The organism is Candidatus Acetatifactor stercoripullorum, from assembly GCF_944382095.1.
In the GTDB taxonomy this organism is placed as follows: domain Bacteria; phylum Bacillota; class Clostridia; order Lachnospirales; family Lachnospiraceae; genus Acetatifactor; species Acetatifactor stercoripullorum.
On record NZ_CALWMU010000008.1, the window covers coordinates 1 to 26,351 of the forward strand.

A 26,351-nucleotide genomic window follows, 5' to 3' on the forward strand; every position below is an offset into this window, starting at 1 on the left:
ACGGGTTCCGAAGCAGTGGCTAGTCACCCTTATTTTGGTTATTACGCCCAGTTTCTGATACCAGGGAGCGAGTTTCGTAATTACCTATTTAACGTATGACACAGAAAAGAGGATTTGTCTATGAACGCAGGAGATATTGCCTTTCCCCATCTGGGGATATATTTGGAAAACGTGCCGAAATCATTCACCGTGTTTGGATTTTCCATTGCTTTTTACGGTGTGATTATAGGCATCGGGGTGCTGGCCGGCATACTGATGGCAGTCCACCAGGCCAAGATAACGGGACAAAACCCGGATATATATTGGGATTTTGCCATTTATGCCGTGATTTTTTCCGTGATTGGCGCGCGCCTTTATTACGTGATCTTTTCCTGGGATAACTATAAGAATGATCTGCTCAGTATATTCAATACCAGAAAGGGAGGCATGGCCATCTACGGGGGCGTCATTGCAGCCTTTCTTACGCTTTTTATTTATTGCAAGGTAAAGAAGCTAAATCCCTTTCAGATTGGTGATACCTGTATGCCGGGACTGATTTTGGGACAGGTGATCGGACGCTGGGGAAATTTCATGAACAGAGAGGCCTTCGGAGAGTATACGGACAGCCTCTTTGCCATGCGTCTGCCCATTGAAGCGGTGCGGAGCAGTGATATTTCGGAGAATATTGCAGCGCATATTGTGGAAGCGACCAATTACATTCAGGTGCATCCCACCTTTCTTTATGAGAGCGTCTGGAATCTGATGATCCTGATTCTGATGCTCTGTTATAGAAAGCACAAAAAATTTCAGGGGGAAATGTGTCTGTTTTATCTGGGGGGCTATGGACTGGGGAGATTTTTCATTGAAGGTCTGCGCACGGATCAGCTGCTGATACCGGGCACGGATTTGGCCGTTTCCCAGATTTTGGCATTGTGCCTGCTTGTTTTTTCCGTGATTGCGGATGTAGTTATTCGGTTCAGGATAAATAAGAAAGAAAAACCAAAAAATTTTTAAGAAATCTTAAGAAAATAAAATGAGACAAAAAAGACATATCTGGTAGAATGAATTTTTTGAACATACAATATCTTGTATAAAAGCGCCTTGCAGGCATCTGCAAGGCGCTTTTTTGCGCGCTTTGTGTCAAAACTTTCTGGTTGATTTGGCTTGTAAAATACAGTATTTTATATTAAAATCAATAGTAAAAGTGGGTGAAAGTGGTACGAAGTGTCATAAAGTGGTAATATACACCTGCTTTTGACTGGTGGTGATGGTATGTTCATGAGCGAGTATAACCATACGGTAGACGCCAAGGGCCGCTTGATCATCCCCTCTAAATTCCGTGAAGCTCTGGGAGAAGAGTTTGTGGTTTCAAAGGGAATGGACGGCTGTCTGTTTGTGTACGCAAATGACGATTGGAACGCTTTTGAACAAAAGCTGACCTCACTGCCATTGATTAATAAGGAAGCGAGACAGTTTGCACGATTCTTTCTGGCAGGAGCTGCCACGGTGGAATTGGACAAGCAGGGCAGAATACTATTGCCGGCAGCCTTAAGGGAGTTTGCCGGTTTGGATAAAGACGTAGTACTGGTTGGCGTGGGGAGCCGCATCGAAATCTGGAGCAGGGAAAAGTGGGAGGACATGAACGCAGATGCGGATATGGATGACATCGCCTCTGCCATGGAAGGACTGGGACTTACCATCTGATGACGGCAGATAAAAGGGAGGTGCCTATGGAATTTTCACATTATTCGGTGTTGCTTTCGGAAACGGTGGAAGGGCTGAACATAAACCCGGACGGCATCTACGTGGATGGCACTCTGGGAGGGGGCGGACATGCTCTGGAAATCTGCAGGCGTCTTAAGAGGGGGCATCTGTATGGCATTGATCAGGACGATGCAGCCATTGCAGCCGCAGAACGCAGGCTTTCAGAGTTTCAGGACAAGGTTACCATTCTCAGAGACAACTACTGCAATGCCAGAGCGGCGCTTTCGGCCCTGGGAGTAAAAAAGGTGGATGGAGTGGTGCTTGACTTAGGGGTTTCCTCCCATCAGTTTGACGAGGCGGAGCGAGGATTTTCCTATCGGTTTGACGCGCCCCTGGACATGCGTATGGACAGACGAAAGACCCTGACGGCCAGAGACATCGTAAACAATTATTCAGAGCAGGAGCTTTTCCATATTATCAGGGATTACGGAGAGGACCCCTTTGCGAAGAATATTGCCAAGCATATTGTGAAGGCAAGAGAGCAGGGGCCTGTGGAGACCACCTATCAGCTCAACGAGATTATAAAGGCAGCCATCCCCGCGAAGATGCGGCAGAAGGGCCATCCCTCCAAGCAGACCTTTCAGGCCCTGCGCATTGAGTGCAACAGAGAGCTGGAGGTGCTTAAGAATTCTCTGGATGACTTTATTGATCTGTTGAATCCGGGAGGGCGGCTCTGCATTATTACCTTTCACTCCCTGGAGGACAGAATCGTCAAGACTGCATTTAAGAGAAATGAAAACCCCTGTACCTGCCCGCCGGAGTTTCCGGTGTGTGTGTGCGGAAAAAAATCCAGGGGAAAAGTAATCACGAGAAAACCCATTCTTCCCGGGGAGCAGGAGCTTTTGCAGAATGCGCGCTCTAAGAGTGCAAAGCTGAGAGTGTTTGAGAAGGGGAAGGAAGAAATATAGGCAAAAAGGCGGATAGTTGATATGGCGCAGACGGCAAGAAGAAACACAACCTATACAAACAAAAATAGAGGAACCGGACAGAAAACAGGAAGGGCACAGGGCTCTTATGTGTACGGAAATACTGCGCGTAAGCTTGATCTCCAGAGACAGCTTGAAGAGCAGCCTAAAAGACAGCTCAGCCATGAGGTCAGAAAGAACAGGGACAAGGCCAGACACATGAATTTTGGCTATGTGGTATTTCTGGTGGCAGCGCTGTGTGCGGCAGCCTTTGTTTTGGTGAATTATATACAGATGCAGGCGGAGCTTACAAACAAGGTGGAAAATATTGCATCCCTGGAGAGTGAGCTGAATTCCAAGAAACTTGCCAATGATGAGGAGTACAGCAGGATTACCAGCAGCGTGGATTTGGAGGAAATCAAACGCGTGGCCATAGGGGAGCTGGGAATGACCTATGCCAAGGAGGGGCAGATTATCATGTATACCGCAGAGGGAAATGACTCCATGCGCAAGGTGTCGGAAAGCGGTAATTAGAGGTGCACAGTGAAGGAACAAAAAGCAAAGAAACCGCAGAAATTTTCCATAAAAATGCAGAAGAAGCTGGTGGTACTTTTCCTGTTTGTACTGCTGGCTTTTGCAGGCTTAAGCGTAAGGCTGATCTGGATTACCAGAGAAAACGGAACCCAGTATCAAAAGCAGGTGCTTTCCCAGCAGCGCTATGATTCCACCACAATTCCCTTCAGACGGGGAGATATTGTGGATGCCAAGGGCACAAAGCTGGCTGTCAGCGAAAAGGTGTATAACCTGGTCATTGACGCAAAGGTGATGCTGGACAGAGAGGAATATTTGGAGCCCACCTTGCAGGCGCTGGGAGAAAATTTTGATCTGGACATGAGCGCTATCAGAGAGTATGTGACTACCCATGAGAATTCCTCCTGGTATGTGCCCCTTCGCCAGCTTTCCTATGAGGAGATCAGCGGATTTCAGGCGGCCGCTCTGGAAAATTCCAATATCAGGGGCGTGTGGTTTGAAGAGGAATACAAGAGAGTTTATCCCAATGGCTCCCTGGCGGCGGATGTGATTGGCTTTACCACCACGGACAACGTGGGAACCTACGGCCTGGAGGAGTATTATAACGATACGCTAAACGGCATCAACGGCAGAGAATATGGTTATCTCAATGACGATTCCAATCTGGAGAGAACCATCAAGGCAGCAGTGGACGGAAATACCATACACAGCACGCTGGATGCGAATATTCAGAGCATTGTGGAAAAATATTTAAAGCAATTCAACGAAGAATACAAGGATGCGGTGCGGGAAGGAAACGGCGCAGAAAATCTTGGCTGCATTATCATGGAGGTGGACACGGGAAATATTCTGGCTATGGCAAGCTATCCCACCTATGATCTGAATGATGTGAGAAATACAGACAGTCTGCTGGGTTCCATCAAGGTGGAGCAGATCACCAACGCAAACGGATACTACGAGATTCACAAGACTGATACGGTGATTAATGAAGAGACCCTTGCCGCCATGAGTGAGGACGAAATTTACCTGAATCTGAATAATCTGTGGAAAAACTTCTGTATTACCACCACCTACGAGCCAGGCTCTACCGCAAAGCCCTTTACGGTGGCAGCGGCCCTTGAGGACGGCTCCATCACGGCAAACAGCACCTTTGAATGCAACGGCGCCTTAGAGGTAGGAGGACATAGGATCAAATGCCACAGCTACGCCAGGGGAGGGGACGGCATTGTAAGCGTCCAGGATTCCATAGCCTGGTCCTGCAATGTGGCCCTTATGAAAATCGGACAGGCAATGGGCGTGGAGGAATTCTGCAGATTCCAGCAGATATTTAATTTCGGGCTGAAAACCAATGTGGATTTGGCCGGAGAGGCCAGAACAGCCAGCCTGATTTATACGGCGGAGGATATGGGAAGCGCGGATCTGGCAACCAATTCCTTCGGGCAGAATTTTAACGTGACCATGATTCAAATGATCACAGGCTTTTGCTCCCTGATCAACGGCGGCTATTATTATGAGCCCCATATGGTGTACAAGGTTACCAATGCAAGCGGCGCTACCGTACAAAACATTGAGCCGCGGGTATTAAAGCAGGTGGTATCCGAATCCACCTCGGAGTTAATCAGGCAGTACTGCCGGGCCGTTGTCATGGAGGAGGGCGGAGACCTGCGGACGGGAAAAACCGCCAGACCTGCAGGCTATGCCATCGGAGGAAAGACGGGAACGGCGGAGACCATCGATGAAAATACGCACAAGCGTTCCGAGGACGAATATGTGGTTTCCTTTATCGGCTATGCCCCTGCGGATGACCCAGAGATTGCCATCTATGTGGTGGTGGACAGACCCAATGCAAAGCAGCAGGATGACGCCAAATTTGCAACGGGCATCGTGAGAGATATCTTGACGGAAGTGCTTCCCTATCTGAATATTTTCATGACGGAGGAGCTGAGCGAGGCGGAGATCGCAGAGCTGAATGAGAAGCAGCTGGAAATCACCACCCAGTATACCCAGACCCCCGAGGAGGACGCCCTGGAGGATGCCCAGGACGGGGAAAGCGGTGAGGAAAATCCCCAGGACGGTACGGCAGAAGGGGAAAACGGGGAGGAGCCTGTGTGGATGAGCTATCCCGTTGACCCTGAAACGGGATATCGGGTAAACCCTGAGACCGGACAGAAAATTGATGAAGAGACGGGAGAGGTAATCGACCCGGATGAGTCGGCGCTGGGGACGGACGGGCCGGTAAATGAAAATCTGATAAACCCGGACAGCAGCCAGGATACAGGAGAGCCTTAAAAAGCAATCCCGTGCCAAAAGGTCATACGAAAGATTGAATAACCTCATAAAATTGGGAATACAGTGTATTAAAGCCCTTTTTATGAGGTTTCGTATGCTTACGAACAATAACAAGATATTTCATAGAAAAAAAATCACAGTGGTATTTTTTATCTGTGCCGGGGTATTTCTTCTTTTGTTTGCCAGATTGGTATATCTGATGGTGTGGCGGGCCGACCATTATTCCCAGCTGGCGGATGAGCTGCACGAAAGAGAGCGGAGCATCAAGGCGGCCAGAGGAAGGATATTGGACCGCAATCAGACGGTGTTAGCGGATAATAAGACGGTCTGCACCGTATCTGTGATACATAATCAGGTGGAGGAGCCGAAGGAGGTGATCGAAGTACTCAGCAGAGAGCTTGGGCTGTCGGAGGAATACGTCAGGAAAAGAGTGGAGAAATATTCTTCCATTGAGCGCATCAAAAGCAATGTGGACAAAGACGTAGGGGACAAAATCCGGGAATATGATCTGGCCGGGGTGAAGGTGGATGAGGATTATAAGCGCTATTACCCCTATGGAGAGCTTGCCAGCAAGGTGCTTGGCTTTACAGGGGGAGACAATCAGGGAATCATCGGACTGGAGGTGGTTTATGAGGAAATTCTGAAGGGAGAACCGGGCACTATACTGACGGTGACGGATGCAAAGGGTATAGAGGTGGAAACCTCGGGAGAGCGGCGCATTGAACCCATTAGCGGAAATGATCTTGTGATCAGCATGGATGTAAACATTCAGTCCTATGCCACCCAGCTGGCAAGGCAGGCCATGGCCGCCAAGGAGGCGGACAGTGTATCCATCCTGGTCATGAATCCAAAGAACGGGGAAATGCTGGCTATGGTAAATGTGCCGGAGTTTGATTTGAATGATCCCTACGAAATTTCAGATGCGGGAGAGAACCTGACTGATGAGGAAAAGCAGAATCTTTTGAATGCTGTCTGGAGAAACGGCTGTATCAACGATACCTATGAACCGGGCTCTACCTTCAAGATTGTGACGGCAGCCGCCGGGCTGGAGGAAGGGGTGGTGACGCCGGAGAGCACCTTCAGCTGTCCGGGATTTATCCTGGTGGACGACAGGAAAATCCGCTGCCATAAGGTGGCCGGACATGGAGCGGAGACCTTTGTTCAGGCCACCATGAATTCCTGCAATCCAGTTTTTATCACTGTGGGGCTCAGACTGGGGGTGGACAATTATTACAAGTACTTTGAACAGTTTGGCCTGATGCAGAAAACGGGAATCGACCTTCCCGGGGAGGCCGGGACCATCATGCACAAAAAGGAGGATATGGGAAATGTGGAGCTGGCAACAGTAGCCTTTGGCCAGTCCTTCCAGATCACTCCCATACAGCTGCTTACCACCGCTTCTTCTATTATAAATGGAGGAAACAGAGTGACGCCCCATTTTGGGGTAAAGACACTGAACGAGGAAGGAGAGGTGCTTTCGGTTTTGGAGTATCCTGTTACCGAAGGCATTGTGTCGGAGGAAACCAGCGCCATTATGAGGAATATGCTGGAAATGGTAGTATCGCAAGGGTCCGGTAAAAACGGCGGGATCGAAGGCTTCCGCATCGGAGGGAAAACGGCCACCAGTCAGACACTTCCCAGGGACAGCGGACGTTATATCGCTTCCTTTATCGGATTTGCACCTGCAGACGATCCACAGGTCATCGCCCTGGCCATTGTAAACAACCCTCAGGGCGTTTATTACGGAGGACAGGTGGCGGCGCCCATTGTACGCCAGCTTTTTGAAAATATTCTTCCGTATTTGGGGATAATGGGGTATAATCAATGAAAGGATCAGGCTATGAGCAATACCAGTGTTGTATCGGTAATCGTATCCTTTGCCATCAGCGCGGCGGCAGGACCGATTGTGATTCCTTTTTTACGGAAGCTTAAATGCGGCCAGACCGTCAGGGACGACGGGCCGAAAACACATCTGAAAAAAACAGGGACGCCCACCATGGGCGGCATACTGATCCTTTTGAGTGTGGTGGTTACCACTCTCTTTTCCATAGAGGAATATCCAGAGACGGCGCCGGTTTTGTTTCTCACGGTAGGCTTTGGGCTGGTAGGCTTTCTGGATGATTATATCAAGGTGGTGTGCAGGCGTTCCACAGGTCTTTATCCCTGGCAGAAGCTGGCCGGGCAGGTGGCAGTGACTGGCATTTTTGCTTATTATCTGCTGCATTATACGGATGTGAGTCTTGCCATGCGTCTGCCCTGGGCCCAGGGCAGATACCTGGATTTGGGTATCTGGAATCTGCCCCTCTTATTTTTTGTGGTTCTGGGCACCGTTAACGGTGCAAATTTTACGGATGGCCTGGATGGCCTGGCCGGAAGCGTAACCTTAATTATCGCCGTGTTTTTTACGGTGGTGGCTGTGGGCAGCGGCAGCGGGATTGAACCTGTGACCTGCGCCGCGGCGGGGGCTTTGATGGGCTTTCTTTTGTTTAATGTATATCCGGCCTCTGTATTTATGGGGGATACGGGCTCCCTTGCCCTTGGAGGGTTTGTGGCCGCCTGCGGATATATGCTGCAGATGCCCTTATACATAGCCATTGTGGGCAGCGTTTATCTTATTGAGGCAGCTTCCGTGATCCTGCAGGTAGTGTATTACAAATGCAGCGGCGGAAAAAGGCTTTTCCGCATGGCGCCCCTGCACCATCATTTTGAGCTTTGCGGCTGGTCCGAGACCAGAATCGTGGCGCTGTTTACCATTTTTACGGCGATCATGTGTCTGGCCGCATTAAAGGGATTGTAATTTACAAAACGGGTGAGGAGGAAGGAAATGTTTGAAGGACAAAAGTGTCTTGTGATAGGCTCCGGTATCAGCGGAATGGGAGCAGTCAGCCTCTTAAAGCATTTTGGAGCGCAGATCATACTTTACGACAGCAAGGAAAACATGACGAAGGAGGAGCTTATAAAAAAGCTGGGGGAACTTTCCCCTGGCGTGACCTGTGTGACGGGAGAGCTTCCCCGTGAAATCGAGGAGAGCGTCCAGCATGTGGTGCTGAGTCCGGGTGTGCCGGTGGACCTTCCGCTGGTAGAGAGACTGCGAAACAGAGGAGCAGAAATTCTGGGAGAGATCGAGCTGGGATTTCTGGCGGAAAAGGGAAGAGTTGCAGCCATCACCGGAACCAATGGGAAAACCACTACCACTACCCTGGTGGGGGAGATTATGAAGGCGCATCTGGGAGAGGACAATGTGTTTGTGGTAGGGAATATCGGAAATCCCTACACCATGGAGGCTTTAAAAACCCGGCCTTCCTCCGTTACCGTTGGAGAGATCAGCTCCTTTCAGTTAGAGACCATACATACCTTCCATCCTGCCGTATCCGCAATCTTAAACATTACGCCGGATCACTTAAACCGTCATCATACCATGGAGGCGTATGTAGCGGCAAAGGAGGCTGTGGCTTCTAATCAGACAAAATCGGATATCTGCGTCCTGAATTATGAGGATGCCTATACCAGAAGCTTTGGAGAAAGATGTCCCGCCAGAGTTGTCTGGTTCTCCTCAAAAAGAGCGCTGGCCGATGGTTATTATCTGAAAGGGGACAGTATTGTAAAAAGCCAGGGGGGAAAGGAGACGGCGCTGCTTGATATCCACAAGGATATGAACCTTGTGGGAATCTGCAATGTGGAGAATGTGATGGCGGCCATAGCGGTGGCGGAAGGGATGGGAGCCCCAACGGAGGTTATCCTTTCGGTGATTAAAGCTTTCCGCGCGGTGGAGCACAGGATTGAATTTGTGGCGTCTAAGGGCGGCGTGGACTATTACAATGACTCCAAGGCAACCAATCCAGACGCGGCCATACAGGGGATACGCGCCATGAGCAGACCTACGGTGCTCATTGGGGGAGGCTACGATAAGCAGAGCGAATATGACCAATGGATCGAAAGCTTTCAGGGCAGAGTGAAATGGCTGGTGCTTGTGGGCCAGACCAGGGAGAAAATTGCGGACTGCGCCAAACGCCACGGCTTTGACCGGATCAGATTTGCGGACACCTTTGAGGAATGTCTTAAGCTGTGCACTGAGCTGGCAGAAGAAGGAGATGCCGTGCTTTTGTCTCCCGCCTGTGCAAGCTGGGGGATGTTTCCCAACTATGAGGTCAGGGGCTGGAAATTTAAGGAATATGTAAACAGCCTTTAAGAGCAGGCTGTGAAAAGGAGTTGTGTATGGCGGCGAGAGGAACCAGGAAACGTAAACGAAAAGAACAATCTGAATATTTTTTTGATTACAGTCTGCTGTTTATTGTATTTTTCCTGCTGGGCTTCGGACTGATTATGATTTATTCTGCAAGCTCCTACGAGGCTTATGAAGAGTACGGGGACGCGGCCTATTATCTGAAGCGTCAGCTGATGGCTGCCATCCTGGGACTGGTGCTGATGACCATTGTGGCCAACATTCCCTATCATTTCTGGGAGCGCTTTGCAGTGCTGGGCTATCTTGTGTCAGCGGCGATGATTCCCGTAGTGCTCACGCCCCTGGGCGTGGAAAGCCACGGTGCAAGGCGCTGGATTCGGATTCCGGGCATTGGCTTTAATCTGCAGCCGGCGGAGGTGGCAAAGCTGTGTATGATTCTTTTCCTGGCCACACTGGTGTGCAGGATGGGAAAGAGCGTCCGGACCCTGAAGGGCTTTTTCCTCATGGTCTGTATTCCGCTGCCCATTGTGATCATGGTCTGGAAGATAACGGATAACTTAAGCTCCGCTATTATTATCATGGGAATCTCTCTGCTTATGGTGTTTGTGGCCAGCCCGGATTACAAAAAATTTGTGCTGATGGGTCTTGCGGGAGTGGCTGCAGTGGCGCTGATTGTTTTTATGATCGTGAATGCAGATTCTGTGGAAGGCTTTCGAAGCGAGCGCATTCTGGCCTGGCTGGATCCGGAAAGCTATTCCCAGGACAAGGGCTTTCAGACCATACAGGCTCTCTATGCCATTGGAAGCGGCGGCATCTGGGGAAAGGGACTGGGACAGAGCATGCAGAAGCTCAGCTTTCTGCCGGAGGCCCAGAACGATATGATCTTTTCCATTATCTGTGAGGAGCTTGGGCTTTTTGGCGCCATCTGTGTTATCCTGATGTTTATACTTCTTTTGTGGCGCATGATGATCATAGCCAACAATGCGCCGGATCTTTTCGGGGCTATGCTTGTGGTGGGTGTGATCGGACATATTGCCATTCAGGCCATACTGAATATTGCGGTGGTCACCAACACCATCCCCAATACGGGAATCTCCCTTCCCTTTATCAGCTACGGCGGCTCCTCGGTCATGTTCCTTCTGATAGAGATCGGGCTGGTGTTAAGCGTGGCAAAGAGAATCCAGCTGAAGGAATTATAGGGGAATCATGGTGTGTCCGCCCTTGGTACAAGGTACCGTGCCGGTTCCTGTTACATATGATGGAATAGGTCTTAAATTTTGGAACCGGATGGTGTTGCATGAATTCGATTCAGATTCAGGGTGGTGTTGCCCTTCAGGGAAAGGTCCGCATTCAAGGCTCTAAAAATGCGGCTCTGCCCATCTTAGCGGCAACCTTGCTTACGAAAGAGACCTCCTGCATACACAACTGTCCCAGGATTGCCGATGTGCACCGCATGGTGAGCCTGTTAAGAAGCCTGGGCTGCCAGGTGGTCTGGGGGGAGGACGGCCTTCGGGTCAACGCCCTTGAGGTATGCGGACGGGATATGCAGGGAGAAGCCATCACCGGCATGCGCTCCTCCTTATGTCTTTTGGGAGCGCTGATTGGCAGATGCGGTCAGGTGGAAATGGAGTACCCGGGAGGCTGCGTCATCGGCAAAAGACCCATAGACCTGCATCTTGGGGCGCTGGAGCAGATGGGGGTGTGCTTTATCTGCGAGGACGGAAAGCTGAAAGGACGGGCCGAGGCGCTGCACGGAGCGGATATCCGCCTGCCCTTTCCCAGCGTGGGGGCAACGGAAAATATTCTTCTGGCCGCTGTGGCTGCGGAGGGGGATACCCGGATTATGGGAGCTGCCATGGAGCCGGAGGTGACGGAGCTTGTCCGCTATCTGACAGGCTGCGGCGCCAGGATTGAAGGCGCAGGCACGGACACACTTAAGATACAGGGCGGCCAGACCTTGTATGGCACGGATTTTCGAATCTGCTCCGACAGGATTGTGGCGGGAACCTACCTGTTTGCCTGCATCGCCGCCGGAGGCAGCGTGCTTTTGGAGGATGCGCCTGTAAAACAGCTTGAGGCTGTACTGCAGACGGCACAGGAGATGGGCGCAGGACTGTGTGTGGCAAAGGAGGGCATTTATGTCCAGGCCCCAAGAAGGCCCAAATCCCTTTCCCATATCAAAACCGCTCCCTATCCGGGATTTCCCACGGATCTGCAGTCCATGGCATTGGCTGTCATGACCGTGGGCGACGGACAATCCAGGATTGAGGAAACTATTTTTGAGAATCGTTTCCGGGCAGCGAAGGAGCTGAAAGCCATGGGAGCGGATATCACCCTGCTGGATGAGAGGACGGTCCTGGTGCGCGGCGTGGAGAAACTGTCGGGGACTGCGGTGGAGGCAAGGGAGCTGAGGGGCGGCGCGGCCCTGGTCATTGCAGGGCTGATGGCGGAAGGAACCACCAGGGTAAACGGCTGTTCCTATATTTACCGGGGATATGAAAACATCTGCAAAGATTTAAGAGAGTTAGGAGCGCGTATTGTAAGTGCATAGCGGCAAAAGGAAAATCATAATCAAAATACTGGCGGCGGCAGCGGTTTTTACGGTCCTGGCTGCAGGCGCATTTTACGTGATACAGACTCATACCATTCAGACTGTGTATGTGGAGGGAAATGTGCACTATACGGAGGATGAGATAAAGAGCTTTGTCATGGAAGGCTTTCTGGGCAACAACTCTCTGTACCTGTCCCTGAAATACAAAAACAGGGGGGTGGAGGATATCCCCTTTGTAGATGTGATGGATGTAAGCATTCTTTCACCGGATACCATTAAAATAACAGTGTATGAAAAGGCTTTGGCCGGCTATGTGAAATATCTGGATACCTATATGTATTTTGACAAGGACGGCTATGTGGTGGAAAGCTCCAGCGTAAAGACCCAGGGGGTCCCCCAGATCACGGGACTTGATTTTGATCATGTGGTTTTGGGAGAGCCCCTGCCGGTGGAGGATGACGGGGTTTTTGCCAATATTCTTGAGATCACACAGCTTTTAAACAAATATGAGCTGAGTGCGGACAAAATTTATTTTCACAGCGCCGATGAGGTTACTATTTATTTCGGGGATGTGAAGGTGTCCGTGGGAAAAACGGGAGAGAGCCTGGAGGACAAGATTATGCTTCTTCCCAATTTTTTACAGCAGCTGGAAGGGAAAAGCGGCACCCTGCAGATGGAAAATTTTGACGGTGGAAACGGGCAGTTTACTTTCAAACCGGACTGAATTTTCTCAAAAAATGTATTGATTAATTTGTGAAATAATTATATGATAATCTATATGGAATTTAAAAATGAAATTTTGCGGTTTCATTTGGGAAGAGGAGGATTTACCCTTGCTGGAGATTAAGACAAACGATGCTGAATCTGCTGCGAAGATCATTGTAGTTGGCGTAGGCGGAGCAGGTAATAATGCTGTAAATAGAATGATTGATGAAAAAATTGACGGTGTAGAATTTATTGGAGTAAATACGGACAAGCAGGCCCTGCAGCTCTGCAAGGCTCCCAGGCTTCTGCAGATCGGCGAAAAGCTCACAAAGGGGCTTGGAGCAGGCGCAAAGCCGGAGATTGGCGAGAAGGCCGCCGAGGAGAGCACGGAGGAGATATCCGCCGCTTTGAAGGGGGCGGATATGGTTTTTGTTACCTGCGGCATGGGCGGCGGAACAGGCACCGGAGCTGCTCCGGTGGTAGCCAGGCTTGCCAAGGAAATGGGCATTCTGACCGTAGGAGTGGTGACAAAGCCCTTCCGTTTTGAGGCAAAGGCCCGTATGGTAAATGCCCTGAGTGGTATTGAGCGCATCAAGGAAAACGTGGATACCCTGATTGTGATTCCCAACGACAAGCTCCTTGAAATTGTGGACAGGCGTACCACCATGCCGGAGGCCTTGAAGAAGGCGGATGAGGTGCTCCAGCAGGCTGTGCAGGGAATTACGGATCTGATCAATGTGCCCTCTGTTATTAATCTGGATTTTGCGGACGTACAGACCGTTATGAAGGATAAGGGCATCGCTCATATCGGGATTGGAGAAGGAAAGGGAGATGATAAGGCCCTGGAGGCTGTTAAGATGGCGGTGGAGAGCCCTCTGCTTGAGACCACCATTTCCGGTGCTACCCATGTGATTATCAATGTTTCCGGCGATATCACTCTGGCGGATGCCTCGGATGCCGCAAGCTATGTACAGGAGCTGGCCGGTGATGAGGTAAACATCATTTTCGGCGCTATGTATGACGCGTCCAAATCTGACAGCTGCACCATCACTGTAATTGCCACCGGTCTGGAGGATGTGGCAAACAATACCCTGCAGAACAGGCTTGGCAGCGGAAATGCCTACAGACAGCCTGGATCGCACATGACCACGCCAAATTCCCTGAAGGGACTGAACCTGCAGTCTGGCCAGCAGGCAGGTGCATCCGGCGGAGGGCAGACGCCGTTAAAGCCTCTTGCAGGCATTCACAGGCCGACGGATATCAGGAGCTCTGTTGAAGAGAAATCTTTGAAGATACCTGACTTTTTGCAGCGCAAATAGAAGGGTGTTTTTTCGGACAGCAGTGATTTCGGATAGAAGTGAAACAATATGGCAAGAATAAGGCATATAAGGAGGAGAACCTCCCTGTATGCCTTTTTTAGAGAGGTGATATGCTGAATGAATCATGAGATAGAGGACGAGAGAGAAAGACGAGAGCGCAGAAGGCGCTTGATGGCAGAGAGAAAGCGCCGCAGCAGGCGGCTTAAGCTCATATATGCGTGTATTCGGAAATTCGGTCCCTATGCGGCGGGGCTTGTGGCTGCGATTGTGCTGGTCTGTGTGGGCGTGAGCCTTTCGGGAAACAAGGCCGGGAATGTGCAGGCCGGACAGGAGAGCGGGGCTTATGAGGAAACGGCCCAGGGTGGGACGGCTTCTATAGAGGAAGGAGCGCTCATGGAGGCGGATGCTGCCATGGAAGAAAGCCAGTCTGCGGAAGAGGGGGCGCCTATGGAGGGAAGCTCCTCAAAGACTGCCCAGACCCAGGAGGCGGAGGATACAAAAGAGGCTTACAGCGCAAACGTCACAGCCCAGACTGCGCAGCTTGGAGCGGATATCGACAGCAGCTATGCCATATTGATTGACCTGGACACAGGGAACGTGCTGGCGCAAAAGCAGGCGGAGGCAAGAATCAATCCCGCATCCATGACCAAGGTACTGACGGTTTTGGTTGCGGCGGAGCATGTGGAAAATTTGGATGATACCTTTACGATTACCTTAAATGAAACGGATTACAGCTATGTCAATGACTGCAGCAGCGTAGGCTTTGCGGAAAATGAGGTGGTTACCGTGCGGGATTTGTTTTACGGAACCATTCTGCCCTCGGGAGGAGACGCAGCTGCCGGTCTGGCTGCTTATGTGGCGGGGTCCAGAGAGGCCTTTGTGGAGCTGATGAATGAAAAGCTTGCACAGCTGGGATTGTCCGACACGGCCCATATGACCAACTGCGTGGGGCTTTATGATGAAGATCATTATTGTACGGTGTATGATATGGCTATGATTATGGAGGCGGCCCTGGATAATGAGCTGTGCAGGGAGGTTTTGTCGGCCCACACCTATACCACCTCCTCCACGCCCCAGCATCCCGAGGGAATTACCATTTCCAACTGGTTTCTGCGCCGTATTGAGGACAAGGACACCGGCGGCGAGGTGATCTGCGGAAAGACCGGCTATGTAGTGCAGTCAGGAAGCTGCGCGGCCAGCTATGGAAGGGACGTAAACGGCAGGGAGTATGTGTGTGTGACTGCTGATGCGGGCAGCTCCTGGAAATGTATTTATGATCATGTGGCGTTGTACAAGGAGGCGTCAGGCACGTAAAATGGGGCTTCGGACAGTTTGTCAGTATTGCTGGCGGACAAACTGTCCGGGAGTCATTCCCATGTATTTTCGGAAGATTTTAATAAAATAGCTCACATCGTTAAATCCGCAGTTGAAGGCGATTTCTGTGACGGTGCAGCTTGTGGTGGAGAGCTGCTCCCTGGCGCATTCTATTCTGTAATAATTTAAGTATTCTACAGGAGTTTTCTGAGTCATCTGCCGGAAAAAGCGGCAGAAGTACTTGGGATTCATTCCTGCAACGGAGGCCAGTGCCTCCAGGGTGATTTCTTCTTTGTAATGCTCTGCGATATACCGCAGCACCTGCTTTAACTGCTTTAGACGAAAAAGAGCATGCTTTTGAGGACTGGCGTCTGCGGTATAGAGACCGTCCCGCAGAATCAGGCCCACCAGCAGGTACAAAGAACCCTGTACCGCAAATTCATAGCCTGTAAATTTTTCCCGCATGGCCGCAAACAGCTCTTTTGTCACGGCCCCGATGGGAGAGCCCTCTCCTGGAAGCAGATTAAAAATCTGCAGGTCGTGGCTGATAATGGCTTCCACCTGCTTGCTGCAGATGTGATGATCCTTAAGCAGAAGCTTCATATCAAACACCAGACATTCATATACGCAGTTTTCGGGACTTCCACCGTGGAGCATCCCGTCCTGAATAAATACAATATCCCCTTCTTTTAGCTGGTAATTTTTTTCATCTATGGTCAAAGAAAAATTACCGCGGATAATTTGAATAATTTCGCATTCCGTATGCCAGTGATAGGGCATGTGGTAGCGGGGATGCGTCCTTTCCACATGATAGAATGCAATGGGGAAATTAAAGGTTCCCTGTTTTCTGTGTTCCTGATAATCCAGATACTTCATCTTTGCAGCCTCTTGTTGTAAAAAGTGAATTTTGTTTTATTACAAGTAATTATAACACAAGAAATAAAGTGTTTTCAAAGGTATAATACTTTATAGAAACAACTTGTCGATAAAAAAAGGAGGTAACAATGGCAGAGAACAGATTGATTGGTGATTATCCCGTAATCGGTATCCGTCCCACCATCGATGGGAGAAGAGGCTATCTGGACGTGAGATCCAGTCTGGAGGAGCAGACCATGGGAATGGCCGAAGCGGCAAAGGAGCTGTTTGAAAAAAATCTGAAGTATTCCAACGGTGAGCCGGTAAAGGTCATCATTGCGGACACTACCATCAGCCGTGTGGCCGAGGCGGCGGCCTGTGCAGATAAATTCAAAAAAGCGGGGGTGGAAATTACGCTTACGGTGACGCCCTGCTGGTGCTATGGCTCTGAGACCATGGATATGGATGAAAAGACAATCAAGGGAGTGTGGGGCTTCAATGGCACGGAACGTCCGGGAGCGGTTTATCTCGCTTCGGTGCTTGCCACCCATGCCCAGAAGGGACTTCCGGCTTTTGGCATTTACGGACATGACGTGCAGCCGGCAGATGCAAAGGAAATCCCAGAGGATGTGTCGGAAAAGCTGTTGAGATTCGGAAGAGCCGCAGTGGCGGTGGCCACTATGAGAGGGAAATCCTATCTTCAGATTGGTTCCATCTGTATGGGAATAGGAGGCTCCATTATTGATCCAAACTTTATACAGGAATATCTGGGAATGCGGGTGGAGTCCGTAGATGAGGTGGAAATTATCCGCAGGATGTCTGAAAATATTTATGATGAGGAAGATTTCCAGAAAGCTCTCTCATGGACCAAGGAAAACTGTAGGGAGGGCTTTGACAAGAATCCCAAGGAGGTGCAGAAATCACCGGAGCAAAAGGAAAAGGACTGGGAGTTTGTGGTGAAGATGATGTGCATCATCAAGGATCTGATGAACGGAAATCCCAATCTTCCTGCAGGCTGTGAGGAGGAGCGGCTTGGACATAACGCTCTGGCGGCAGGCTTCCAGGGCCAGAGACAGTGGACGGACTTTTATCCCAACTGCGATTTCCCGGAATCCCTTTTAAACACCACCTTTGACTGGAACGGCGCAAGGGAGCCTTACATACTGGCGACGGAAAACGATGTGCTCAATGGTCTTGGCATGCTGTTTATGAAGCTTTTGACACACCGCGCACAGATTTTCGCAGACGTGCGCACCTATTGGAGCCCTCAGGCGGTACGCCGGGTGACTGGCTATGAGCTGTCGGGAGCAGCCAAAGAAGCGGGAGGAATCATCCATTTGATTAATTCCGGCGCGGCATGCCTGGATGGAAGCGGAGCGGCTAAGGATGAGAAAGGCAATCCCGTTATGAAGCCCTGGTATGAGGTGACGAAAGAGGATCAGAAAGCCATTTTGGAAGCTACCCAGTGGTGCCCGGCAGATTTTGGATATTTTAGAGGAGGAGGATATTCCTCCAGGTTTGAAACCAAGTGTGAGATGCCTGTGACCATGATACGGCTGAACCTGGTAAAGGGTCTGGGGCCCATGCTTCAGATCTGCGAGGGCTGGACAGTGGAGCTTCCTCAGGAGGTGTCCGATCAGCTCTGGAAGGTTACAGACTATACCTGGCCTTGCACGTGGTTTGCACCCAGAGTGACAGGAGAGGGCGCCTTTGAGTCGGCATATCATGTGATGAACAACTGGGGGGCCAACCACGGCGCTATCAGCTATGGGCATATCGGGGCGGATCTGATTACCCTGTGTTCCATGCTCAGGATTCCTGTGGCAATGCACAATGTGCCTGAAAAAGATATCTTCCGTCCTGCGTCCTGGGCAGCCTTTGGAATGGATAAGGAAGGGCAGGATTATAGGGCGTGCGCGGCTTACGGCCCCTTGTACAAATAGGAGGTGCCGTTTATGCTGAAAGGTATTCCCCCCATATTATCTCCGGAGCTTTTAAAGGTGCTCTGTGAAATGGGCCATGGGGACAGAATTGTAATTGGGGATGGGAATTTTCCGGCGCAATCCATGGGAAAGGCTTCCATTGTGCTTCGGTGCGACGGGCATGGGGTTGCGGAACTGTTAGATGCGGTTCTGACAGTGTTTCCCCTGGATACTTATGTAGAAAAGCCTGTGCAGCTTATGGCAGTCATGGATGGAGATCCGGTTGAGACTCCTATCTGGGATGTCTATCATGAAATATTGATAAAACACGATGCCAGAGGGGCTGGCGCGGTGGAACATTTGGAACGCTTTGCCTTCTATGAGGAGGCCAGAAAGGCCTATGTCATCGCAGCCACATCGGAAAGCGCTCTTTACGCCAATATTATGCTGCAGAAAGGCGTAGTATAGCCTCTGGCGGATAAGAAGGTTACAAGTAAAATAAAGAAGAAATGCGGCGGCTTGCTGTAAAGCCGTCGTATTTGGCATACGGAAAACAGAAATTTGCGACGCTTTGAATGGAGGGAAAAATGGAGTATTATCTGGCGGTGGATATTGGAGCTTCCAGCGGAAGACACATACTGGGCTCTGTGGAGAACGGAAAGATTAAGCTGGAGGAGGTATATCGGTTTGAAAATGGGATGAAAGAGGAAAAGGGACATCTTTGCTGGGACACAAAACGGCTGTTTGAGGAGATCAAAAACGGTATGAAAAGGTGCAAGGCTCTGGGAAAGATTCCTGTAAGCATGGGAATTGACACCTGGGGGGTGGACTTTGTTCTGATAGACAGGGAAGGCAGCGCTGTGAGCCAGACGGTGGGGTATCGAGACCACCGCACGGATGGCATCCGGGAAAAGGTGGACTGCTTGATTGGACAGGAGGAGCTTTATTCCAGAACAGGAATTCAATTTCAGCCCTACAATACCCTGAATCAGCTTGCAGCCTTGAAGGAGGAGGCACCCTGGCAGCTTACACAGGCAGATGCCATGCTGATGACGCCTGACTATTTTAATTTTCTGCTGACAGGGGTCAGGAAACAGGAGTATACAATCGCCACCACCTCTCAGCTTGTGAACATGGAGTCGGGCCAATGGGATTTTGAAGTGATAAAAAGGCTTGGACTGCCGGAAAATATTTTTCTTCCCATAGAAAAGCCCGGTACAGAGGCGGGACCGCTTAAGGAGGAAATCCAACGGGAGGTGGGCTTTTCCTGCAAGGTGATCTTGACAGCCTCTCATGATACCGCATCGGCGGTTATGGCCGTCCCAAGCCTGGAGGAGGACACCTTATATATCAGCTCAGGAACATGGTCCCTTATGGGCTGCGAGAGCGAGAGGGGAAACAGCACCAGGGAAAGCAGAGAGGCAGGATTTACCAATGAAGGAGGCTACCAGAACAGATACCGCTATCTGAAAAATATCATGGGATTGTGGATGATTCAGTCTGTGCGCAGGGAAATGGCTCCTCAGCAGTCCTTTGATGAGATCTGCCGCAGGGCATCCAAAGAAAAGATCCTCTCGCTGGTGGACTGCAACGATGAACGTTTTCTAAGCCCCCAAAGCATGACGGCTGCAGTACAGGAATTTTGCAGGGAGACAGGGCAGCAGGAGCCGGTCACCATTTCCGAGCTGGCGTGCGTGATTTACAACAGTCTGGCCAGGTGCTATGGTGAGACAAAGGAGCAGATGGAGTCCCTTTTGAACCGGAAATTTCCCCGGATTTATATTATCGGAGGAGGCTCAAACGCGGAATACCTAAATGAGCTGACAGCCAGATATGCCGGCTGTCAGGTCAGCGCCGGACCTGCGGAGGCCACGGCCCTGGGAAATCTTTTGTGTCAGATGTTAAAGGAGAAATGCTTTCAGAATCTTTCTGAGGCAAGAAGGTGTGTGATTGACAGTTTTGAGGTAAAGATATATGTACAGGATTCTGTTTGTGGATGATGAAGCGCTGATTCGGGAAGGTATCAGTGAAAATATCAGATGGCAGGAGCTTGGCTATGAGCTGGCGGGAGTGTGTGAGAATGGAAGAGAGGCCAGGGAATTTCTGCAAAGGCAGGATGTGGATGTGGTTCTGACGGATATCTGTATGCCCTTTGTGGACGGAATTGCGCTGAGCAAATATATTCACGAAAAGCACGCAGACACAAAAGTATTGATTTTAAGCGGTTATGACGAATTTGAATATGCGCAGAGCGCAATTAAATACGGCATAGAGGAATACCTGTTAAAGCCCATCACATCCTTTGAGCTGGGAGCTGTCCTTACAAAGCTGAAAGGGAGGCTGGATGAGGAAAGAGACAGCAGGCGCAGACAGGAGGAGGTATACACGGCTTACAGAAGGGGCCGGATGCTTCTGCGCTCGGACGCTCTTTTGCATACTATCATCGGGACTAAGACAGAAAAAGAGTGTGAAAAGGAAAGAAGAGCTGCGGGAATAGAAATCGCCCAAAGCCATTATATGGTGGGTATTGCCCAGCTGAGCATTTATTCCGGCAGCCGGACGTTAAACGAAAAGTGTAGAAAAGAGAGTGCACTGATGTCTTTTATCGTATATAATCTGTGCCAGGAAATTGTAAAAGAACACAGCGTGGGGGAAGTGTGCCAGGGAAAGGATAACCGGGTTTTCCTGCTGTTTGCCGCAGATAACCCTATCAGGGAGGAGGATAAAATCCGGACTGTCTGCAGAGCAATCATAGAGCAGGTTAACAGGAGCATGGGGCTTGGTATAAGTATTGCCCTGGGATCCTGGGTGGAATCTCTGGGCAGCGCTTACAAATCCTATGAGAAGGCGGAGGATGCTCTTCTTGGGCAGTTTACGGCGGGAGATAATGTGGTGATGGACGAGAGAGGAAGGGTGTCTGCGCAAGCCGTATCCGGAGAGCTGTATAGAATTCAGAAGAACTGTATCCGGCACATGAAGGAATATAACGCGTCCGGCCTGTCGGAGGATTTTTCGCAGCTGGAGGAAGGGCTGCGAAAAAGCGGATACCGACGGGAGCAGGCAATCGAAGAGCTGCTGGCAGCAAAGCAGGGCATGGATGGGCTGCTGAGGGCCTTTAAGCAGGACGAGCTTTCATCTAAGGAGACAGAAGGAAAAATCAAGCAGTCTGCGAATCTTAAGGAGGCCCTGGAAATTTTGCACGCCCATGCCAGGAGACAGATGGAATGTCTGGAGAGAGAAACGGGGGGAAATAAAGCCTCCTGTGCGTACAAAGCCTATGAATATATTGAGCAGCATTATTCTGAAAGCGGACTGAGCCTGCAGGAGATCTGTACTCATCTGGGGGTCAGCACGACAAGATTCAGCAGCGCCTTTAAGCAGACCTTCGGAGCTACCTTTATGGATGTTCTGATCGGTCTGCGCATGAAAAAGGCAAGGGAGCTTTTGGCCTCCACAGAATTAAAAAATTATGAGATTGCAGAAAAGGTCGGGTTCAGCGACCCCCATTATTTCAGCATTGCATTCAAAAAAATGACGGGAAAGACTCCCACTGAGTACGCCAGAGAATGGAGAAGTGAATGAAGGCAAATCCCTTTAAGACAATCAAAGCATCCCTCATGATGTGCTTTTCGGCGCTGATTCTTCTGGCATTGGTTATTTTTTATCAGATCTCTCTCCAGTATACGGAAAAGGCTGTTCTGGAAAATTCCATAGACTATTCGGTAAAGCTGGTAAATCAGGTAAACAGCGACATTGATTTTTATATCAACTATATGTTAAACATTTCTGCCATGATGATTCTGGATGATGACATTCAGGATTACCTGTCCGAAGGGGCTAAGCTGGAGGAGACAGAGGACAGAGAACGGATATTGACCCAGTTTAGAACCGTAATAGAAACCAGAGACGATATTGCCAATATCGCGGTGATTTCCAGGGATGGAAAGTCTGTCATCAATCGGGGAAACGACAGAATAAATCCCAATGTGGAGCTTGAAAATGTGGAATGGTTTCAGGATGCCCTGAATGCACAGGGCTATCTGCTTTCGTCTTCCCATGTGCAGTATGTAATTGACAATAATTATAAATGGGTGGTTACGCTCAGTCATCCTGTTTACCTGGATGGAAAAGCAGAACCGGCAGGAGTTTTTTTTATTGATTTGAATTACAGGCTTTTGAGAGATTTGTGTGAAAACAACAGCCTTGGGCAAAACAGCTATGTATTCATTGTTGACGATCAGGGAAGGATTATCTATCACCCCAAGCAGCAGCTGCTTTTGCGGAATCTGACCACGGAAAAAATAGATGAGGTGATGCGGCGGGGAGAGGGATATTTTATTGCGGGAGAAGGAAAAGAGAGACAGCTTTACACCATTTCCAAATCAGAGCAGACGGGCTGGAGCGTAGTGGGAGTTGTCTCCTTTTCCTCTCTGATGCCCTTGCAGAACGAGACGAAGCTGATGTATCTTTTGCTTGCCGCAGGATTGATTCTTTTCGGTATTTTGTTTGCCATGGTGCTGACGGGAGCGATCACAAAGCCAATCGGAGAATTGTGCGATGCCATGCGGCAGGTGGAGAGAGGAAATTTTGAAAAGGCAAGCATCAAAAATATCCCGGGAAATGAGATCGGAGTTCTTGGAAATTCCTTCAATATTATGATTTCCAGAATCCATCAGCTTATGGACGAGAACATCAGAGAGCAGCAGCAAAAGAGGAAAAGCGAGCTGAAAGCGCTGCGCAATCAGATCAATCCCCACTTTTTGTATAATACGCTGGATTCTATTATCTGGATGGCAGAGGGCGGGAAAAACAAAGAGGTGGTTATGATGACCTCATCTCTGGCAAAGCTTCTGCGCCAGAGCATCAGCAACGAAGAGGAGATGATTCCTCTCTGGAAGGAAATAGAGTATACAAAGAGCTATCTGACCATTCAGAAAATGCGGTATAAGAATAAGCTGGAGTTTTCCATGGAAATCAGCCCAGACATCAGGGAAGAGAGAATTTTAAATCTGATCCTGCAGCCCATTGTGGAGAACGCCATTTATCACGGAATAAAGAATAAAGCCGGGAAGGGCCTGATTCAGATTACAGGACGTATTCAGGAGGACGACATCCTTCTGGAGGTGGCCGACAACGGTGTGGGAATGACACAGGATATGGTGCAGCATATTTTTGACATGTCAAGAGAGTATGAAAAGAAGAAAAATGGAGGGGTTGGCATCTATAACGTACATCTGCGCATCAGGCTTTACTATGGGGAAAAATACGGGCTTACATTTTTAAGCAAGGAGGGAGAGGGCACCGTGGTAAAAATCAGGCTGGCCAGATATATGCAGGAGAGAACCGAGGGCAGGAGGTGGGAACATGAAGCTTCCGGGAAAAAATGAAAGTGTCAGAAGATTGCTTCCGATTGGGGCAGTTGTGCTGGCAGCCCTTTTTCTTGCTTTTTTATTTTATGTCCAATATGCCAGAGAAAAGGAGGAGCGGGGGCCAAAGCGGATTATCTGTGTGCTTAAGGTTTTGGATGAAACAAACGATTTCTGGGAACAGCTTTTGGAGGGAGCCCAGATGGCGGCTTTGGAGTACGGCATAGAGCTGGAGGTGGTGGCAGCCTCTCAGGAGACGGCCATAGAAGAGCAGAACCAGCTGATTTACTGGGCCATAGAGGAGAGACCGGATGCCATTCTTTTAATGCCGTCCAGCCAGGAGGGCACGGCCCAGGCGGTGGAAAAAGTCAGAGAAAGCGGCATCCCAATAGTGCTTGTGGATTCCTCAGTGAATGGCTCCCAGGGGCTTACGAGAGTGGCAACGGATAATGTGGAGGCCGGGAAAATCCAGGGAGAATTTATGAAGAAATTTCTCACAAAAGAATCTCAGATTGCCATAGTCAGCTATGTGAAGGGGGCGTCCACAGCCGCCGACAGAGAAAAGGGTCTCAGGGAAGGACTGGGGGAGTTTGAGGACAATATTGTGGAGGTGGTATTCTGCGATTCAGACTATGACAAGGCATACCGGCTTGCAAAGGAGCTTCTGGAAAAGTATCCCCAGATTGATATGATCGCCGGGCTGAATGAGTATGCCGCAGTGGGCGCAGCCAGGGCCGTGGTGGATAAGGGATATGAGGAGCAGGTGAATATGGTAGGGTTTGACAGCTCCATGGAGGAGATCAGGCTTTTAGAGCGAGGCGTATTTGAGGGAATTGTCATTCAAAATCCATATACCATGGGTTATGTGGCGGTGGAGCAGGCGGACAGAATTTTAAAGGGTGAAAAGACGCAGGAATTTGTAAATTCCGGCTCAAAGCTGATCACAAAGGAAGATATGTACTCAGAAGAGAATCAAAAAATACTGTTTCTGTTTACAGAGGACTAAAAAAACATATGTCCAGACGTATGAAAGGTTAAAAACTTATGCCGGTAAGTTTTTAACCTTTTTTGGCAAGAAATTCTATTCAATGGGTTCGGCGCCAAAATTATAATGTAGGAGAAGAGCAGATGAACGGATGTCTGATTAGACGGGCAGGGAGGTATCAGGTTGAATGAAGTTATATTGACCATGAAGGGAATCCACAAATCATTTCCCGGCGTGCATGCCTTAAACGGAGTGGACCTGGAAGTCAGAAAGGGCGAGGTGCTGGCGCTTATGGGGGAAAACGGCGCTGGAAAATCAACGCTTATGAAGGTTCTTACAGGGATCTACCAAAAGGATGAGGGAGAGATCATATACGAGGGAAAGAGTGTGGAGTTTTTGAGCCCAAGGGAGGCTCAGGATGCAGGAATCACCATTGTCCACCAGGAAATCAATATGATGGGCCAGCTGACAGTGGCACAAAATATTTTTATAGGCCGGGAGTTCATGAATGGAAAAATCATAGATGACAAAAAGATGAACGAAGAAGCGGCAAAGCTGTTTCAAAGACTGAACATTGAGATTGACCCTTGTGAGGTGATAGATAATCTCACAGTGGGAAAACAGCAGATGTGTGAGATTGCAAAGGCTATTTCAAGGGAGGTGAAGGTAATTATCTTTGACGAGCCCACGGCTGCGCTCACGGACACTGAAATCGAAGAGCTGTTTAAAATCATACGGGATCTGAAAAAGAAGCAGCTGGGAATCGTCTATATTTCCCACCGCATGGATGAAATTAAGCAGATTACCGACAGAGTAACGGTAATGCGGGATGGGGAATATGTTGGGACGCTGATTACAAAGCAGTGTACCAAGGATGATATTATCAATATGATGGTAGGCCGGACCATTTTTGAAAAGCCCAAGGAAAAGAGCAATGTGAAGGACAACGCTCCGGTGGTTTTGAAGGTGGAGCACCTGAACGCGGGAAAAATGGTACAGGATGTAAGCTTTGAGCTCAGAAAGGGAGAAATCCTGGGACTGGCGGGACTTATGGGAGCGGGGAGAACAGAAACGGCCAGAGCCTTGTTCGGGGCGGACCCCATTGAAAGCGGAGAGATATACGTAAACGGGAAAATGGTGGAAATCCATTCCCCTAAGGATGCGGTAAGGGCTGGAATCGGCTATCTGTCGGAGGACAGAAAGCGCTATGGACTTGTGCTTGAGAAATCTGTATCCGACAACACATGTCTGGCTGCACTGGAGAGACATTTAAAGGGACTGTTTATCGACAGAAAAAAATGTGATGATAAGTCGAAGGAATACGTGGAAAAGCTGAAAACAAAAACGCCGGGCGTTGATACGCCGGTAGTCAGCCTTTCAGGAGGAAACCAGCAGAAGGTAGTCATTGCAAAATGGCTCACCAGAGACTGTGACATTCTGATTTTTGACGAACCCACCAGAGGAATCGATGTGGGAGCAAAAAGCGAGATCTATAATCTGATGAACGAATTGGTGAGTCAGGGAAAATCCATTATCATGGTTTCCTCGGAGATGTCGGAAATACTGAGAATGAGCGATCGGATCCTGGTGATGTGCGAGGGACACAAAACCGGTGAAATTCCCATAGAGGAGGCTACTCAGGAAAAAATTATGCACGCGGCGACTCTGCGTGATTAGAAAAGG

At 49.6% G+C, this 26,351-nt stretch carries 21 protein-coding genes; 20 read left to right on the top strand and 1 reads right to left on the bottom strand.

What is annotated here, in order from left to right:
- The first annotated feature begins 120 nt into the window (after nt 1-120).
- From lgt to SHK35_RS03710, 13 genes are all read left to right on the top strand, one after another.
- Complete coding sequence (lgt, locus tag SHK35_RS03650) at nt 121-993, top strand: prolipoprotein diacylglyceryl transferase (protein ID WP_318708633.1); 873 nt, start codon at nt 121-123, stop codon at nt 991-993.
- Nucleotides 994-1,251: 258 nt separating this feature from the next.
- On the top strand, nt 1,252-1,683 hold the full coding sequence (gene mraZ / locus SHK35_RS03655; RefSeq protein WP_318702597.1) for a division/cell wall cluster transcriptional repressor MraZ: 432 nt from the start codon (nt 1,252-1,254) through the stop codon (nt 1,681-1,683).
- Between the two features lie 26 nt (nt 1,684-1,709).
- Nucleotides 1,710-2,651: a 16S rRNA (cytosine(1402)-N(4))-methyltransferase RsmH gene (rsmH, locus tag SHK35_RS03660; RefSeq protein ID WP_318708635.1), complete on the top strand. Its 942-nt coding sequence runs from the start codon at nt 1,710-1,712 to the stop codon at nt 2,649-2,651.
- Nucleotides 2,652-2,672: 21 nt separating this feature from the next.
- Nucleotides 2,673-3,182, top strand: a complete 510-nt coding sequence (locus SHK35_RS03665; RefSeq protein ID WP_318708638.1) for a cell division protein FtsL — start codon at nt 2,673-2,675, stop codon at nt 3,180-3,182.
- Nucleotides 3,183-3,191: 9 nt separating this feature from the next.
- Nucleotides 3,192-5,468 carry a penicillin-binding transpeptidase domain-containing protein gene (locus SHK35_RS03670; RefSeq protein ID WP_318708639.1) on the top strand — a complete coding sequence of 759 codons (2,277 nt, stop codon included), beginning with the start codon at nt 3,192-3,194 and terminating at the stop codon, nt 5,466-5,468.
- 94 nt (nt 5,469-5,562) lie between these two features.
- Nucleotides 5,563-7,296 (top strand): peptidoglycan D,D-transpeptidase FtsI family protein, encoded by a 1,734-nt coding sequence (locus SHK35_RS03675; protein WP_318708641.1) that lies wholly within the window; start codon nt 5,563-5,565, stop codon nt 7,294-7,296.
- Between the two features lie 12 nt (nt 7,297-7,308).
- On the top strand, nt 7,309-8,265 hold the full coding sequence (gene mraY / locus SHK35_RS03680; protein WP_318708643.1) for a phospho-N-acetylmuramoyl-pentapeptide-transferase: 957 nt from the start codon (nt 7,309-7,311) through the stop codon (nt 8,263-8,265).
- 27 nt (nt 8,266-8,292) lie between these two features.
- Nucleotides 8,293-9,657, top strand: coding sequence for a UDP-N-acetylmuramoyl-L-alanine--D-glutamate ligase (gene murD, locus SHK35_RS03685; protein WP_318708645.1), 1,365 nt, complete (start codon nt 8,293-8,295; stop codon nt 9,655-9,657).
- 26 nt (nt 9,658-9,683) lie between these two features.
- Entirely contained in the window at nt 9,684-10,850 is a 1,167-nt protein-coding gene (locus SHK35_RS03690; RefSeq protein WP_318708646.1) for an FtsW/RodA/SpoVE family cell cycle protein, read from the top strand.
- Between the two features lie 98 nt (nt 10,851-10,948).
- Nucleotides 10,949-12,202: a UDP-N-acetylglucosamine 1-carboxyvinyltransferase gene (murA, locus tag SHK35_RS03695; RefSeq protein WP_318702589.1), complete on the top strand. Its 1,254-nt coding sequence runs from the start codon at nt 10,949-10,951 to the stop codon at nt 12,200-12,202.
- On the top strand, nt 12,195-12,926 hold the full coding sequence (locus tag SHK35_RS03700) for a cell division protein FtsQ/DivIB (protein WP_318702588.1): 732 nt from the start codon (nt 12,195-12,197) through the stop codon (nt 12,924-12,926). The genes murA and SHK35_RS03700 overlap by 8 nt, the downstream gene beginning before the upstream one ends.
- 109 nt (nt 12,927-13,035) lie before the next feature.
- Nucleotides 13,036-14,226, top strand: coding sequence for a cell division protein FtsZ (gene ftsZ, locus SHK35_RS03705; protein WP_318702586.1), 1,191 nt, complete (start codon nt 13,036-13,038; stop codon nt 14,224-14,226).
- Between the two features lie 117 nt (nt 14,227-14,343).
- Complete coding sequence (locus SHK35_RS03710; RefSeq protein WP_318708647.1) at nt 14,344-15,540, top strand: D-alanyl-D-alanine carboxypeptidase family protein; 1,197 nt, start codon at nt 14,344-14,346, stop codon at nt 15,538-15,540.
- A gap of 21 nt (nt 15,541-15,561) precedes the next feature.
- Here SHK35_RS03710 and SHK35_RS03715 read toward each other — a convergent pair whose 3' ends face one another.
- Nucleotides 15,562-16,416 (bottom strand): AraC family transcriptional regulator, encoded by an 855-nt coding sequence (locus tag SHK35_RS03715; RefSeq protein WP_318702584.1) that lies wholly within the window; start codon nt 16,414-16,416, stop codon nt 15,562-15,564.
- Nucleotides 16,417-16,544: 128 nt separating this feature from the next.
- Here SHK35_RS03715 and SHK35_RS03720 point away from each other — a divergent pair, with 128 nt between their 5' ends.
- The 7 genes from SHK35_RS03720 (at nt 16,545) to SHK35_RS03750 (ending at nt 26,345) form a co-directional block, all read left to right on the top strand.
- On the top strand, nt 16,545-18,338 hold the full coding sequence (locus SHK35_RS03720; protein ID WP_318702583.1) for an L-fucose isomerase: 1,794 nt from the start codon (nt 16,545-16,547) through the stop codon (nt 18,336-18,338).
- Between the two features lie 12 nt (nt 18,339-18,350).
- The gene (locus SHK35_RS03725; protein WP_318702582.1) at nt 18,351-18,785 is read left to right on the top strand and encodes an RbsD/FucU family protein; all 435 of its coding nucleotides are present in this window, start codon (nt 18,351-18,353) and stop codon (nt 18,783-18,785) included.
- Between the two features lie 119 nt (nt 18,786-18,904).
- Nucleotides 18,905-20,317 (top strand): rhamnulokinase, encoded by a 1,413-nt coding sequence (gene rhaB, locus SHK35_RS03730; protein WP_318702581.1) that lies wholly within the window; start codon nt 18,905-18,907, stop codon nt 20,315-20,317.
- Nucleotides 20,292-21,899 (top strand): response regulator, encoded by a 1,608-nt coding sequence (locus SHK35_RS03735; protein ID WP_318702580.1) that lies wholly within the window; start codon nt 20,292-20,294, stop codon nt 21,897-21,899. The genes rhaB and SHK35_RS03735 overlap by 26 nt, the downstream gene beginning before the upstream one ends.
- Entirely contained in the window at nt 21,896-23,704 is a 1,809-nt protein-coding gene (locus tag SHK35_RS03740; protein WP_318702578.1) for a sensor histidine kinase, read from the top strand. Before SHK35_RS03735 ends, SHK35_RS03740 begins: the two co-directional genes overlap by 4 nt.
- Nucleotides 23,682-24,689, top strand: coding sequence for a substrate-binding domain-containing protein (locus SHK35_RS03745; protein ID WP_318708648.1), 1,008 nt, complete (start codon nt 23,682-23,684; stop codon nt 24,687-24,689). The genes SHK35_RS03740 and SHK35_RS03745 overlap by 23 nt, the downstream gene beginning before the upstream one ends.
- A 162-nt stretch (nt 24,690-24,851) precedes the next feature.
- On the top strand, nt 24,852-26,345 hold the full coding sequence (locus tag SHK35_RS03750; RefSeq protein WP_318702576.1) for a sugar ABC transporter ATP-binding protein: 1,494 nt from the start codon (nt 24,852-24,854) through the stop codon (nt 26,343-26,345).
- The last annotated feature ends 6 nt before the right edge of the window (nt 26,346-26,351 follow it).